This window comes from Xenorhabdus taiwanensis (assembly GCF_036512875.1).
Lineage (GTDB): Bacteria > Pseudomonadota > Gammaproteobacteria > Enterobacterales > Enterobacteriaceae > Xenorhabdus > Xenorhabdus taiwanensis.
The window spans coordinates 1,049,073-1,064,112 of sequence record NZ_AP028978.1; the positions used below are offsets into that span (position 1 = coordinate 1,049,073).

15 protein-coding genes and 1 pseudogene are annotated in these 15,040 nt (G+C 46.1%); 12 read left to right on the forward strand and 4 right to left on the reverse strand.

What is annotated here, in order from left to right; genetic code table 11:
* Positions 1 to 5: 5 nt before the first annotated feature.
* From ACE1SE_RS04655 to ACE1SE_RS04670, 4 genes and pseudogenes are all read left to right on the forward strand, one after another.
* Entirely contained in the window at positions 6 to 371 is a 366-nt protein-coding gene (locus ACE1SE_RS04655) for a TIGR03745 family integrating conjugative element membrane protein (RefSeq protein ID WP_074021445.1), read from the forward strand.
* Positions 372 to 381: 10 nt separating this feature from the next.
* Positions 382 to 708, forward strand: coding sequence for a TIGR03750 family conjugal transfer protein (locus ACE1SE_RS04660; protein WP_374052849.1), 327 nt, complete (start codon positions 382 to 384; stop codon positions 706 to 708).
* Positions 705 to 1,361: a PFL_4703 family integrating conjugative element protein gene (locus ACE1SE_RS04665; protein WP_374052850.1), complete on the forward strand. Its 657-nt coding sequence runs from the start codon at positions 705 to 707 to the stop codon at positions 1,359 to 1,361. The genes ACE1SE_RS04660 and ACE1SE_RS04665 overlap by 4 nt, the downstream gene beginning before the upstream one ends.
* Positions 1,358 to 1,642: pseudogene (locus tag ACE1SE_RS04670) on the forward strand (DUF3438 family protein); the annotation flags it as partial. The gene ACE1SE_RS04665 and the pseudogene ACE1SE_RS04670, both read left to right, overlap by 4 nt.
* Before the next feature lie 266 nt (positions 1,643 to 1,908).
* Here the strand turns inward: ACE1SE_RS04670 and ACE1SE_RS04675 are convergent.
* The 3 genes from ACE1SE_RS04675 to ACE1SE_RS04685 all read right to left on the reverse strand — a co-directional run bounded on the left by ACE1SE_RS04675 (position 1,909) and on the right by ACE1SE_RS04685 (position 3,739).
* Positions 1,909 to 2,178, reverse strand: coding sequence for a helix-turn-helix domain-containing protein (locus tag ACE1SE_RS04675; RefSeq protein ID WP_338803414.1), 270 nt, complete (start codon positions 2,176 to 2,178; stop codon positions 1,909 to 1,911).
* Between the two features lie 253 nt (positions 2,179 to 2,431).
* Complete coding sequence (locus ACE1SE_RS04680; protein ID WP_374052851.1) at positions 2,432 to 3,301, reverse strand: integrase domain-containing protein; 870 nt, start codon at positions 3,299 to 3,301, stop codon at positions 2,432 to 2,434.
* Between the two features lie 228 nt (positions 3,302 to 3,529).
* Entirely contained in the window at positions 3,530 to 3,739 is a 210-nt protein-coding gene (locus tag ACE1SE_RS04685; protein WP_374052852.1) for a hypothetical protein, read from the reverse strand.
* A gap of 600 nt (positions 3,740 to 4,339) precedes the next feature.
* On the opposite strand from ACE1SE_RS04685, the gene ACE1SE_RS04690 reads away from it, so the two are divergent.
* The 8 genes from ACE1SE_RS04690 to ACE1SE_RS04725 all read left to right on the forward strand — a co-directional run bounded on the left by ACE1SE_RS04690 (position 4,340) and on the right by ACE1SE_RS04725 (position 11,824).
* Complete coding sequence (locus ACE1SE_RS04690; protein ID WP_374052853.1) at positions 4,340 to 5,038, forward strand: type VI secretion system baseplate subunit TssF; 699 nt, start codon at positions 4,340 to 4,342, stop codon at positions 5,036 to 5,038.
* On the forward strand, positions 4,996 to 6,120 hold the full coding sequence (locus ACE1SE_RS04695; protein WP_374052854.1) for a type VI secretion system baseplate subunit TssF: 1,125 nt from the start codon (positions 4,996 to 4,998) through the stop codon (positions 6,118 to 6,120). The genes ACE1SE_RS04690 and ACE1SE_RS04695 overlap by 43 nt, the downstream gene beginning before the upstream one ends.
* 32 nt (positions 6,121 to 6,152) lie before the next feature.
* Positions 6,153 to 8,165: a type VI secretion system Vgr family protein gene (locus ACE1SE_RS04700; protein ID WP_374052855.1), complete on the forward strand. Its 2,013-nt coding sequence runs from the start codon at positions 6,153 to 6,155 to the stop codon at positions 8,163 to 8,165.
* Positions 8,162 to 8,656: a DUF4123 domain-containing protein gene (locus ACE1SE_RS04705; protein WP_374052856.1), complete on the forward strand. Its 495-nt coding sequence runs from the start codon at positions 8,162 to 8,164 to the stop codon at positions 8,654 to 8,656. The genes ACE1SE_RS04700 and ACE1SE_RS04705 overlap by 4 nt, the downstream gene beginning before the upstream one ends.
* Positions 8,656 to 10,041, forward strand: coding sequence for a hypothetical protein (locus ACE1SE_RS04710; protein ID WP_374052857.1), 1,386 nt, complete (start codon positions 8,656 to 8,658; stop codon positions 10,039 to 10,041). The genes ACE1SE_RS04705 and ACE1SE_RS04710 overlap by 1 nt, the downstream gene beginning before the upstream one ends.
* Before the next feature lie 77 nt (positions 10,042 to 10,118).
* Entirely contained in the window at positions 10,119 to 10,667 is a 549-nt protein-coding gene (locus ACE1SE_RS04715) for a hypothetical protein (protein WP_374052858.1), read from the forward strand.
* A gap of 100 nt (positions 10,668 to 10,767) precedes the next feature.
* Positions 10,768 to 11,523: a hypothetical protein gene (locus ACE1SE_RS04720; protein WP_374052859.1), complete on the forward strand. Its 756-nt coding sequence runs from the start codon at positions 10,768 to 10,770 to the stop codon at positions 11,521 to 11,523.
* 37 nt (positions 11,524 to 11,560) lie between these two features.
* A complete protein-coding gene (locus tag ACE1SE_RS04725) occupies positions 11,561 to 11,824 on the forward strand; it encodes a PAAR domain-containing protein (RefSeq protein WP_338803405.1) in 264 nt (87 codons plus the stop codon).
* A gap of 477 nt (positions 11,825 to 12,301) precedes the next feature.
* Here the strand turns inward: ACE1SE_RS04725 and ACE1SE_RS04730 are convergent, their stop codons facing one another.
* Positions 12,302 to 15,040 carry a DUF927 domain-containing protein gene (locus tag ACE1SE_RS04730; RefSeq protein WP_374052860.1) on the reverse strand — a complete coding sequence of 913 codons (2,739 nt, stop codon included), beginning with the start codon at positions 15,038 to 15,040 and terminating at the stop codon, positions 12,302 to 12,304.

Consider the following 15,040-nt stretch of genomic DNA (forward strand, 5'->3'; position numbering starts at 1 on the left):
TCACTATGAAGCCCATTTTTACCGTCTGCCGGCGTATCGGTACCCGAATAAATGCCTTTCTTTTATTGTGCTGCCTGTCCTGTGAATCCGCCCGGGCTGATTTACCGGCTATCGAACCGCCCAAAAGTGGGGGCGGGGGCGGATTGCTGGGACAGGCGAAAGGGTACGCGCAGGATGGCATTGTGATTGGCGGGTTGATCCTCTCGGCGGTGGCGTTCTTTAAGGTTGCTTCGGCTGCCGTCGAAACCTTTTCCGAAGTGCGGGATGGCAAATCGACCTGGACCCAGTTTGGTGCCATCGTCGTGGTCGGCGTGGTGCTGTTGGTTGCCGTGATTTGGCTGCTGTCAAAATCGGCCAGCATTATTTTTTAAGGGCATCACCATGCAGACAATCGCTTTCTTACCGGACCGTTTAAACGCCGAACCGGTGGTCTTTCGCGGGTTCACCACGCCGGAGCTGGGACTGGCCGTCAGTCTTCCCCTGATCCCCTTAGCCGGTTGGGTCGTGCTCCCGACCGGCATGTTGGTGATGCCCTTGTTACTGATAAGCTTTGGCGGGCGTTGGCTCGCACACCTCAAGCGGGGTAAGCCGGAGAATTATCTCTGGCTGAAACTGGAAGAGAAAAAACGCCGGCTGGGTCTGGGTGATCCGGCCTTGATTATTGCCGCCCGGGGCTGGTCGTTGCGCCGTAGCCGGAGCGTGCGATGAGCCGGTTTCGTCATGCAATCAAAAACCGGGATCAGCATATTCTGACCCTGCGGGTGGCGTGCGGTATTTTGGTGGGGGTATTACTGCTGAGCCTGACGGGCTGGATGGTGTCACCGCGCAACCTCACTATCCATCATCCGCCGGACTTACGTACCGGCAGCACCCGGGCGTGGTGGGAAGTGCCGGCGCCCAGTGTCTACAGTTTCGCCTTTTATATCTTCCAGCAACTGAATGCCTGGCCGAAAAATGGCGCACAGGACTATCCGGCCAAAATTGATGCACTTTCTCCTTATCTGACGCCGGCCTGTCAGGATTTTCTGCGGGAAGATGCCAAAACCCGGGCTGACAGTGGCGAGCTGCTTGACCGGGTGCGCGTGGTGTATGAGATCCCCGGCCGCGGCTATGGGACGCGCCGTGTGACGGTGCGTGACCGGGATAACTGGGTGGTCCGGCTGGATTTGGTGGCCGATGAATATTATCACGCCGAACCGGTCAAACGGGCATTAGTGCGCTACCCCCTGAAAGTGGTGCGTTGGGAGGGTGATGCCGAGCGTAATCCCTTCGGATTAGCACTGGATTGTTATGACGGCATGCCACAGCGGCTGGAAGCCCTGCCGCAACCTTTGGAACAGAAAAAGGGGGTATTTCAATGAAAGGATATCCACCTGGCTGTCGCCGTGTTTGGCTGGGTTTGGCCTGCCTGTTGCTGTTTTGCGTCGGCGCTAAGGCCGATGAACTGATGAAATGGGAACGTGTGCCGTTAGCCATTGCGCTTAAGGTGGGGCAAGAGCGGATTATTTTTGCGGAGCGAAATGTCCGTATCGGTTTGCCGCCGTCACTCAATGATAAATTGCGGGTACAAAGTGCCGGCGGGGCGGTGTACCTGAAAGCCAGCCATGCCTTCCCGTCAACCCGCCTGCAATTGCAGGAATCGGGAATAAGTATAATTAATTGAATATAAAAGGTATATTATATTGACGCCCTTTTATGCCCCTTTTAATGCCCCAAGATTTTTTTGTTTACTTTTTTTTATATATGACTGATTTTTATTATTTATATCATTAATTGTGTGATTTTCAATCATTTTAAAGAAAAAAAGCCGTGAGGATTAAAAATGGTCAAATTTGGCTACCATTTTACGCTCAGGGCTTGAGATAAAAAACATTCATTTTTATGATATCGATCACAAATTACAGCGGGTTATTCCTGTGGTTTACTGCGAATCTTACGTTCAATCAACTGACCACGCCGATCAAAATAACGGCTCGGCCAGATTTCTGAAGGGTGGATTTCGAGATAGTTAGCGATTATCCATTCACCTTTAGGCCACTGCCTGCTGAGTGCATTTGCGAGTGTCGATGAACTGAGTCCGGCTTCACGGGAGAGCGCTGCTAAAGTTGTACCGCGTTTACGCAGTGCAGCGATGATATCGGCCTGATGCCAGTCATTTTGAGCATTGTTGTTATACATTCCTGCTACCCCTTTCCATTAATTAATATTGATGGTGGCGATTCAGACAGGGTTTGCAGACCGGCACTTATTCCGGCGAGGCATAGCCTCCCCAGCCTGAACCACCATAGAAAAGGTAATAGCAAGAACACTGGCAAAGTATCTTACCAGTGTATAAGTGCACAAGGCTGCAAAACCTTGACCATTGGATTTTTCAATGGCGGGAATACTTTAACTGATTGTTTTACCTAATACAATAACCGAACGACTAAGTTTAACGGCTATAAACCCGTTCAACATAACGCCCACGACCATCACCATGCCCCAAATCCATTGAAACCAGTGCTCTTGCCTCCTGACGACTAAAGCCATTTTGTTGATAAAAATTCAGCGCATCCTGCGCCCACGCATAGCGCAAACTGTGGGGAGCATGGCAACCGGTTAAACCAATCTTTGTGGTATGCGTTCGCCAATAGTTCATAGCCTGTTTGAGATCCGGCTTATCAATCAATCTGCCGTCACGTTGCTTTGCAATAGCCAACGCCTGTTCTACAGCCTCTTTTACCGCTGCAACATCCAATACACGGGTTTGCCGTGGTCGGCCACCTTTTGTACCGAAAACAATATGCAGTTTCGGTTCGGGTTGCTCTAGCTGTTTGCGCCAGCTTTTCAGTGAAGCACTGCATTGCACCGCTTCCTGAGAACGTAACCCCAGCAAACGGGCGAGTTTCAGTGTGACGGCAAATCCAGCATCGCGTTCAAGGGCTTTTTGATAAATAACCTGAAACGTAGCATCAGGGATCGCTTGTTTCGTTCCGGCGCGGCTGGTTCCGCCTAATTCCAATGCCTGATTACTCAAACGCGGAGAGGTTTCCAGTTTCTCCCGGCCTGCCATGCGGAAGATATTACGCAGTGCGGCCATTTCATTTTGCACAGTGCGCTTGGCAATTCCCTGAGATAAACGGGCACCAACATACTGTTCTACATGCCTGACTTTCAAATGGCTGAGGCTTTTCACCTGAATATTCAGGCTCAACAACAACGCGCCCAAACGCCCCGCAATCCGAATGCGATCATGACAAGTTTTATGGCTGCCGCCACCTTGCCGGGCAAAAAACTTTAATTCTTTAATCAATCGACTCATTGGCTTCCCCTTACTGATACCTGACAACATGCGATCTCTGGCGCGCGACAGTGCTGACAAAACAGTAAATACCTGCCTTGCCCTTGACGGATATCTGTGCGCCAGAGTGAACGCAGGTTGAGGTATTGCGGGGTATCGGTTGAGTACGCGGTACTGCCGCCTGCATTAGCAGGTCATCCCCACCGGCATAAGGCCAGCCTCGATATCATCAAGTTCTCCTTTTTTAATCTAAAAATGCAGTGTCAGATTCACTGAGTAGTGAAGCAGGCGTGAGCCTGTCAGAGTTGCGTGGTTCTCTGGCTGCGGCGTCACTTTCAGCGATAAGACCGCAAAAAGTGACGCCTTAAGCCCAGCAAACAGCAAGCCAAAGTAGTGCAAGCGTTGAAATGCCCGTAGGCACAGCAAAACGCCGCCAGGTTCAGTGTCAAACGGTAGCAATGAGTTAATCGTTTAAGTGTAGAAAGTAGTCTGCTGAATATTTCAGACAGGGATAGTCAGAAGCATGAACGGGATGCGTGAAAGACATCCGGTTGTTTATTGAAGATAAATAAAAATGTGATCTGGTACTGATACGAAAAGTCAGTGCATGAACCAACGTCCAACACACTTCGGAGACAATATAAAAACACCTTTTGAGTGTATTTTTAGCTTAAGAAACCTTCATCACCAGACAAGGGGTTTATGTCTGACGATATCTGCTCCCAAAGGTGGGCAGATGTACCGCAATGTTTGCTCTCCCTTTCAGGCTACGGGAGTTTTGCTTCGCCACCCGAAGGCGATCTTTGCAGGCGATGAGATCATTAAGTTACAGGAAAGATGTTAACGGCTGAGCCGGATAAGGTCAATGGGTTGCTGAGCCTGTATATTAAAATGTTGCTTACACTCTGTATTTGAGACAAAAATCAAAATTTATTAATTAAATTAATGTATAATTCCGCAAGATAAACAAAGAAACGAGATCTTCTTTATTATTTATAAAGATTTTCAAATAAATACCGATAAGTTAATGGTTTGAATGCTGCTGTATGGAAGAGAAACATGAAAAATCGGAAGGAATCGCTGTACCTACAAGAACTGGCCTATCTGCGCGAAATGATGAAATTAACTGCCGCTGAAAATCCGCATTTAGCCCAGTTTCTGGATCATCCCAATGACCCGGATATTCAGCGTTTGCTGGAAGGTGTTGCGCTGCTGTCTTCAAATCTGCGGAGCACCATTGAAGATGAATTTCCGCAAATGACCCATGAAATGCTGGGGCACATCTGGCCTCATGCCCTGCGTCCCGTACCCCCGACCACGATCATTCAATTCAAACCCCATCGGGGTATTCATCAGGGGGTGGTCAATATTCCTCAGGGCACACCGATAACCACAGCACAAGAGGAACAAAATTTACCGTTTCACACCTGCCGCCACCTGCATATTGAGCCGTTTGTGGTGCAGGATAAACAGATCCAAAAGACACGCGAATACAGTGATATTGTGCTGACATTGCATCGGACAGGAAATACATCGGCAGTCTGGTCAGGCGGAAAGCTGCATTTCTTTCTGGGCACCGATCCACACCGGGCGGCACAATTAAGTTTGTGGCTGGATATGCATATTGAGTACTGCTACTGGCGCACAGCAGGGGATGAAAAAAAGCTCAGGGGAGTGATTTTCTGGGCTGGCCTGAAAATTTACAGCAACCCCTGTTGCCTACCGAGAACCTGCCGTTCGCTCGTCTGCAACAGATGACAGAGTATTATTGCCTGCCCCATGTGTTCAATTTCATGACCTTAAATATCAATGAACAACGGGATTTGGCATTAAACCCGGATGGCACCTGTGAGCTGGTTATCCGCCTGCAAGGCGAGCTGCCAATCGATGAACTGGGCGATGCCTTCCAGTTGGGGTGTGTCCCGGCGATGCACCTGATGCCGATGGTCAGCCCGACTATCTCACTCATGGCCGACAACCCGTGTTATCCGCTGCCACTGGCAGACACCGAACGGCTTTTTCGTGTTAACAGCATCCAAACCGCGAAACAACCCGGCGAGAAAGCCGCTCAGGGAAGCGCACCGCGTGGCAAACCCTGTCATTTCCTGCCGATTAACCAGTTTCACACCAAAAACGACTGGCTGCTGGATGCCAGTGAACCCGGTAACGTCTATTTTCAGTCGTTGATAACCGACGATTTACTGGGACGCATTCACCACAAGGTGCATTTCACGGGAATGGACGGGAAAGCGGCGAATACCCTGTCCCCCCAGACAGTGTGTGCGCACTTCATCGGTTACCGTGTACAGGCCATGCAGCTGGGTATCGGTGACATTACGCTGACACAAGAATCGGTGCCGGCCCATTTACATGCCCACAATATCACACCGGTTTCTCCCGATTTCCCGCCGATGGTGATGGGAAAATCAGACTGGTCGCTGATCAACCTCTTAAACTGCCCGCCGTTTTTGCTTTTCCATGCCGAATCACTGAAAGATTTTCTGCGCTTGTATGATTGTTATGTCGGCCATGATCGTACCCTCAGCCGCCGGATGCAGCAGCATATTAACGGCATTGTCCATATTGACGCCCTGCCAGACCATTGCCTTGACTTCAGCAGACAAGGGATTCCTATCAATGGCAACAAACTGCGTATCTACCTTGAGCCGACATGTTATGACAATGACGGAGTGATGTATCAGTTCTGCCGGATGGTTGACCATCTGCTGGCGTGTTTCGTCGTGCGGAATAATTTCACCATGCTAGAAATTTATCGGCAGGGTGAGCAGACGGTGTTATGGGGATTCAAACAGCAGCTCGGTCTGCGCAGTGAGATGTAATGCGGTAAAAACAGAAAAATAAGGAGATAACCATGCCAAAAAGTGGATTACGCTTTGTTTGCCGGATAGGTAATTTACCCGTAAATACCTTTACTGTAGCGGAGTTTACCCTGCGGGAAGGGCTTTCTGACCTATTCACTCTGAACCTGACGTTGGTTCAGTCTCTACCTGCCAATCCCTTTAAGCCTAAGCCGGAAATCGATTTAACTGCGCTGCTGATGCAGGAAGCGGTATTACAGGTCTTCCACGGTGAAACGGAACAACGCAAAATCACCGGGATTATTTCCCATGCTGACTGGTGCGGCACCGATGGCAATAAGACCTTGTACACCTTCACCGTACGTCCGTTCCTCTGGCGGCTGACCCTCAATCAGGACAGCCATATTTACCACCGCCAGAGTGTGCCGGATATCATGAAGCTGTTGCTGAAAAAACATAAAGTTCGCGCAGATTCCCAACTGGAAGACGCGCACCAGAGCAGGGAATACACCACCCAGAAACGGGAATCCGATTATGCGTTTTTCTGCCGGCTGGCCGCGGAAGAAGGTATCAGTTTCTGGTTTGAGGATGAAAAGTTATTTTTCAGTGACAGCCATCTGGGAATGACCGCTAACCTGCCGCTACAATACAACCCACAGCCGGAAACGGCCCATGGTATCGACACCCTTTATCAGGTGCGGCTGGGGGTCGGCATGGCACCGCTGCGCAGTATCCACAAAGATTACACACCGGCCCACCCGTTTTACGCCCTCTCCCACATGGAAAGCAGCCCGGCGCTGCGGGAATTTGGTGCGACCAGTCCGTATACCATTTATGAAAGCTATGGCCGTTTTCAACGCGATGCGGCGGCAATTCCGTTTGTTAAATATCGCCATGAGGCGTTTGATACCCAGCGTCAAAACGGCAGCGGCAACAGCAACTGCATCAAACTGATGCCGGGCAAAATCTTCGAAATCGACAATCACCCGCACGCGCCATTGAATGCGCGCTGGCAGATTATCACAATTAGTCACCAGGGACGCTGCCCGCAGGCACTGGGAGACAACAGCGGCGGAGGCACCACGCTGAGCAACCAATTCGGCTTTATGGATGGCCTGGCGGACTGGCGCCCGCCTTTCCACTACAAACCGCTGGCTGACGGCGATGAAAGTGCAACGGTGGTCGGGCCGGAAGGGGAAGAAATTTTCGTCAACAAAGACGGCGCGATTAAAGTCCATTTCCACTGGAACCGCTACGACAAGGCCGATGACAGCGCGTCTTGCTGGGTTCGGGTGGCTCAGGGCTGGAACGGCAACGGTTTTGGCTTTATGGCTATTCCGCGCATCGGGCAGGAAGTCATTGTCTCTTACCTCAATGGCGATATTGACCGGCCCATTGTCACGGGGTGCGTCTATAATGCCGTCAACCGGCCACCATTGGATTTACCGGCCGCCAAGACCCGCACCACGTTTAAGACCAAAACCCACAAGGGGGAAGGCTTTAACGAACTGCGCTTTGAAGATGCCAAAGGCAGTGAGGAAGTGTTTATTCATGCGCAAAAGGACATGAAAAGCCAGGTACTCAATGACGAAACCAGCAATATTGGTCATAACCGCATACATCATATTAAAAATGATGCGCATTTACGTGTGGATAATGAATACCGTGTCCAGGCAAACAATGACATTTCTCTGTCGACCGGGCAAAAGTTCCATATCAAGGCGGACGATGCCCTGCTGACACAAAGTGGCAATGAAATTCATCTGAGTTCTGGTGCTAAAGTGGTGATTGATGCGGGTTCTGAACTGACCATTCAGGCCGCAGGGCATTTTCTGAAAATTGATGCAGGCGGGATCACCAGCAGCGCTGCGGTTAACTTTGGTAGCGGTGCGCCGGGCAATGGCTCAGGCTGGGGTGGCAAGTTACCGGATATGCTGGATAAGCTGTCACCCATTAATGTGGCTCAGGCGGAGAAAATGGTTACCACACCACCGGAAAAAATTTGCCTGTCCTGCTTAATGGCAGCGGCATCAACGGGTTCGGTGATGGTCATGAGGGGAGAATGATGACGGCTACGTTAAAGGAAAAATGGGAAAAATACCGGAAAACCTATCCGGAGATGAAATTATATGCGTTGGTGGATGGTTTACAGTACGAGCGCTGCTTTGGTAACGAATTGACTTATCTTGAGGGGGCGAACAATCCACTATTCCGGCAATTCCCGGATGCGGAAATCGCCTTTGCCGGGCCGTGGTTATTTGATATGACTCAGGCTCAGGTATGGGAAGAAAAATTATTACGGTTGGAAAGCGCCGCCCCCTCAGTTTCCTGGCTGTACTCAACACAGTCATTGGACAAACTGACCCGTCACCTTGAATCACAGTTAAATATCCGGTTAAAGACAGGCAAAACGGCATTATTACGTTTTTACGATCCCCGCGTTCTGCACCAAATTCCGCATATCTTTACGCCGGAACAATTGAGTGCATTCACAAAAGATATTGAAGAGTGGGGTTATCAACTTGATAACAACCATCACATTGTGAAAGGAAAATAATGGCTATGGACAAAAACAGTATCACTTCAGTCTTATCAGATTTAAAAAACAAAATACCAAAAAGTACTGTGAAGAAAAAAAGTAAAGTTACCCATCCCGTTAACGTTCCCAACTGTTCGGGAAAAGTTGGTGATCCGGGTGTGAAATGCAACCAAAAATTCAGTCATCAGCTAAAATTATTGCCGATTGATAATCAGGTTAACGTGAGTAATGTGCCTTATGCCTATATTTCTATCCCCGCCAGAGGATTTGGTAAGACAAATGGAGAAGGTGAAACTGACCGTATCATGACCCGACAGCCCGAAGAAGTGACCGTACTGGTCGGCAAGTTGGCTAAAAGTTATGAAAGAAGGGGGGGGAATTTTGGTTCATTAAAGGAACTTGAAGAAAGACAATTTAGCCTGATTACGAATACCAATGAACCAACCACTGAGAAACCTTATATCAGTGGTTATGATTATATTACCGTGGTGGGTGCCAGAACAGCGCCCTGGGATCCGAGTATAAAAGCCCTTCCTAGAGGATTCAAAGAGTCGCTGGGAAATCAGTACCGTTTTATTAATTGTGGGTTACATCAATTGCAGCTTTTTCCTAAAGCAAGTCAAGGTGATCTTTCTGTGCAACGCATTATGGTGGTATTTCAGCAGGGGTATACGCAGAAGGATATTGAAAGAATAAATGATTATACTAAATCATTAGGCAGTCGTATTATCTATGTGAAAAACAAACAAGGGCTTATCGATTTTCTGAATCAAAGGAAGGAAAAGAAAAGACTTATTAAGGAGATGGTGTTTTTTTGTCATGGCATTATTGATTATGCCACTTTTCATTATCAGGGAGAGAATATTGAGGAGGGACTTTTTGGACCAGAGGAGATTAAAAAAGTCTATGAATCGGTATTTGATTTTGATGCTAAAATAACAACCTACGCTTGTCGGGCGGGTATTTCAGAATCTGGAGGGGATTTTACAGGAAAATATGCAGGACAGGATAAAAGCCCCGCACAACGAATGGCGAACACTTGGGATGTTGAGGTCAAAGCATTTGAGAAACGATCTATTTATACCATAGTTTATGGGACGGGAAAGGAAATAAAAGATGCAGGAAACTATGGGGAAGTGATGAGTAAATATCTGGCTGATATTGAAGCTTATAAAAAAGAGAAAGCAAAAGGAAATAAAAATGCAAAACCGCCAGAGAAACCTAAAGATTATGACATAATGCAAAAACGTAATCGAGACTTGAAAGAAAGAATGGATAATGAAAATAATGGTGGCGGCCCTATTGCTCCAAATGGTTCTTGGCACTTACCTGGAACAGCAAAAACTCCAGAAGGATTGAAAGTTGGTCTGCAAAATTATAAACCTATTGAGTGGAATACATGAAATTATGTAAGCGTAAATTATTTATAGTAATATTTATTTTAATGGTTTTAATTTCATTTTTATCGGGAGCTTATTATATGCATACGCAAAAATATCAGATGGCAGTTAATGTTTCAGTGTATGATGAAAACTCTATAGACTTTCCATCTAAAAAAGTATGGATTGATGCTAGTATGTGGTTGACAACATCTCAGTATATTAAAGTCAATGATTTCTTTATAATTAATAAGAAATTTCCTCCTGTTGAAGATTTAAACACTGTATATATAACGACAGAATTACAGTTTGCAATTGATAAATTAGGAAATAGCTTCCCTGAATTACAGACGTTAAAAAATATGGATACTTTGAAATTCTCTGATTTAATGGAGAATAAAATGAGCTATGAATATATATATAGCCAGTTTGATCAGAAAACATTGAAACCAGAACATGATATGTTTCTTATTTCATTTTTATATAATGGTAATAAATATGAAGTTAAAATGATAAGGGAAATATGTAATGGAAGTTATTTGTATAGTTCACTTGGTGGGATTTACAAAGAAGGAGGTTGGCATAAAGCTAATAGGGATTTTTTGACATACAGAGATTACCTTGCCGGAAAAATTGATTCATATAAATAATAAGTTTTAAAAACTATAGTTGCTGGGTTTTCAATACGATGAAAAATATATTTCACCAGCAGCTATAGTATTAGCTATTATGATCGGAGATATCATAAATATGACAATAGAACTTAATGAAGACCAATGGAACATGCTAAGAAAACATTCATTCAATTCTTATATTGATGAATTGATAGTGCATTGTAATGAATCCTATCCCTATCTTTATATAAAATTAGGTAAAGATGGCTTAAGATCAGCGCTGGAAAATGCAGTAGAAAAAGCGAAAAATGAGGGTTTTGATCAACGCGGTGCCGTTCAGTTTTATATTGATATGTTTATTTTGTTTGGTACAGAATTTCAGACTGATCCACAATATGCATGGATAAAGGCAATCTTTGATAATCACTCCCACCTTGGACAATTAGAAAAAACAAGCCTACTTTATCATGAGGTCACTCGATATTTGAATGAAGTACATGGCAAACAAGACAAAAACCTGAAAGCCAGTATACTCAAATTTCAAAATATCAATATTAAACACTTGAATGTTCAATGGAATACTTATGAAAGTAACGTAGACGTACTATTAAATTCTCTATTCCCGAAAAAATATCAATATATAAAAAAGAATAATATCAAGAAACTTATCCAATTTAGTGTTGAAAAATCGAGTCAATATGACATAAAAAGTGCCAATCACTCAGCATTTTTAACACTAACAATGTTTTTATTAGGGTATAAACTCGATCAGGATATTTTCTTGCCTCATTTAAATAAAAAATTGTTCAAACAATATTATTCTGATACTGATTCACTCATTATGGAAATGGAAAATCAGGTCAAAGATTATTTGAAATCATTTCTTCAATAACATAGAAATATTTTATTCGATTATGGAGGGAGTAAATATGCCAAATAGAGCCGTTATCCGGTTAAACGATACAACTGATCACGGTGGTAAAGTGATCACAGCTATTGATGGTTATGTCTATCAGGGGGTTCCTATTGCTGGCAAAGGTGATTTAGTTGTTTGCCCAAAATGTGAAGACACATTCCCGATAGTAGAAGGGAGTGAGACTTTAAAGTATCGGGACAAACAGATTGCCTTGGAAGGTATGAGCACAGCTTGCGGGGCAAAACTGATTGCCAGCCAGAAAGGATTTCTTGCTTAATCAAATAACTATCATTTTGACCTGTTCAGAGTGATACTGACGCGCTGCGCTTGTCTTCTCCGTATTACCGGGCTAATACATTAACCCGGTAATACGGAGAGCCGAAAAACATAACCATTACCATTGATTAGCTATATATAACTACACTGATTTTCACGGGATAACGGGATAAATGACATATTTATTATATATTTCATATGGTTGAACTATCCCACGTTATCCCATCTTATCCCGCGACAGGACGTTATTAATTTAAATTCATTTAAATTCAACCAATTACAACCAGCCAGAAAAGAATTTTTTCGGGATAACCTCTACTGTCACAATATGACTTTATTTGTAATCACGCTATGTTACGGGATAGAGCGGGATAACACGGGATAATTTAAATAACTATAACTAACTGATATTTATTAAAATAAATCTCTCTTATCCCGATATCCCGTTATCCCACCGTTTTTTAACCCTACGTGGGTGTTAATCTTCATCCTTGAAAACCAGTACTACAAACCTCCCCTGAGTCCCATTCACTGAAATGGTTTTACTGATAAAGCGGTCTTTTTCAGCTTTAACCAGCATTCCAGCCTCTTCTAAGGCTTCAAAACCCGATTTCTTCTGCAATCCCTGCAATATCTCTGCTTCAAATACACTGGGGATAATATGGTATTCTGCCTGTCCATCATCACGACGGTTGTTCACCAGATACCCGGCAAGATCATTAATTCTCATGGCATGTGACGTATCAATATCACCGTTTGGCCTGCCGTAGGTGTAAGGCTGGAAGCGTGAAAGTCCGTATTTCTGGATAAAATCACGGGTACGAGTGACAACCTGATATTTTTCCCGGTTTCCGATACCAAAATCCGCTAACCAGTCATCGAAACTTTGCTTTATCACAGCGTGACTCGCTTCTTTACTCCAGCCGGTGATATGAGTTGCCAACTCTCCGGCGGCATCCAGTAACGCGAAACGAACGGCCACACGCTTAACTTGGGCTGAGGCTTCTTCTGGCAGGCCATCAAGCCACTCTTTTTCTTTACGGGAAGTAAGTTCGATGGCCTGTTCCTGATGCTCAGACAACCATAAAATCCATTCACGACCGGCTGCACCACAATAACGTTTGGATTCACGTTTGATGCCTCTTGCATGGGAATCACCGTTTTCATAGCCATTGAAAAACTCAGTATCAATAAAGGGTACACTAAGCAGCCTGACAAGCTGCCCGGCCTTGGGCGTGATCCCGCCTTTGATCAGGAAGGTTTCTAAATCTTCCTCGCCGGTTGAAAGCGCGGCAATTTTCCAGCGGATCACCGCACGGTTCCCACCTTCCCGTTTACCCTGAATTTTGCCGACACCGTTAAACAGGCTGTAGGCACTGTTAGCGACCTCTTTTGGGTTCGAACTTTGGCCGATTTCGTCAATAGGCATGAAACCATCATTGCGGGCGGCGGCTTCATTGTTTAAACCGTGATTAGTGCCGTGCCACGATAATTTCAGTTCTTCGGGATCGCCGTATAAGCTGCTGGCAGCCTCAACGGTAGTGGTTTTGCCTGCTGAGGATTGGGCGAATAAATGCACACCAAAGCAGCTTCCGCCTGTCAGCGAGTTAAGCGGGGCAGCCAGCCCCACTAGTACGCCCAGCATCATCGAACGGTTACCTTGCAGCAATGAGGCAACATGTATTTTCCACTGTCCGGCGCTTCCCCTGACCACATAACCGGCAATGGCTGATGTACCACCGCTGAACGCGACAGGCATATAAGGCTGACCGATGATTTCACCGTCCGGCATCACATAGGCTCCGCAATGCCAGCCAGCCTTTTGTGTCACAACCCATTCACGGCGATCACCGCTGCGTTGCAAATGTTCAGCCAATACAGGCAGCAGGCTGTTTTTTACGGTGATATTCATTCCCCGCGAGCGCAATCTCGCCCAACCAACCGGCATCCCGATTTCACGGCGTGGCAGAGCTTCAACGATACATTTCTCTGTCCCTTCCTGACGCAGTTTAATGATGAGATAACCTTCGCTGCCATCATTACCAATGCCAACAACCTCCATGTAATCACTCAGCCATTTTTCAACCTCGACAATTTCGCCGCCTTGCTCTTTAGGCTCAACCCAATAAATCCCATTCTGGCGAATATCAATATGAGGTTTTAACGGATCGTGTTCTTTCTCACGGTGTTCATCTGAATGAATGGCCGCTGATTTTGCCACTGGTGCTTTCTTTTCTACCTGATACAGCCCGTTACTGAATGCCTGATGCGCAGCCTCAATACCATATTGCTGACGGTAATCATCCCAATCTGCTTTGTGCTCTGTAGGTGGCAATGTAACCCAACCATTTACTGCAAGAGCGGCTTTTTCTGCTGCAACCTTGCCGATATTCACTTTGGGTTTGCCGTTCTTATCCAGTTCGTCGGTACTGTGCCAGTCGTTATCTGCGGCAATAATGATTTTCGTGTCAGACCAGCGTTCCCGAACGGGTTTGGCAACGGAAAGCAAATTACCTGCATCCAGTGCTGCTAAAACAGTGCCTTTATAGAGTTGATTAACCGTCAGGGCAGTGGCGTAACCTTCGGTAATGATTATTGTGTCAGGATGATCTTCTAGCTCTGAGATAACGATAAACGCACCTTTTTTCTGGCTGCCGGACAGTAATTTTTTCTCTCCATTGGGTTCGATAATCTGCGCACCGGTTACTCTTTTATCCAGTGTTGTCAGTACCAGTACAGTTGAATTATCGGGTAATAATCGCTGATCAGGGCAATGCAGCCCCTTTGCAGTCAGATAGGACGATTGCCCGGCGACAGTCTGCGCCATTAGTGCCGCCACTCTTTCAGCAATTGGCTGCGTAGTTTGAATGGTTTCTCTGGCTGGCCTGGATTCTGGTAAAGGCAATGCCAGCGCATCTGCAACAATTTTTGCTGCTTCAAGAATCGTGATCCCCTTAGTTTTTGCCACTAAATCCAATCCATCGCCATAGTTCGGTACGTCACACTGGCGACAATGCCAGTTACCGTGATAGTGATCATCGATAAAGTGGAAACGGTCAGTGCCGCCACAAATAGGACAAGCGCCATGCTTACCCCTTGCCGGAACATCAACACCACAAGCGGGCAACAGGTTTTGCCAATGATTGGCGGCGGATTGCTTCACCGCTCGGATGACATCAATCGGGCTGCTTTTCTGATTAGTATTTCCCTGACTCAT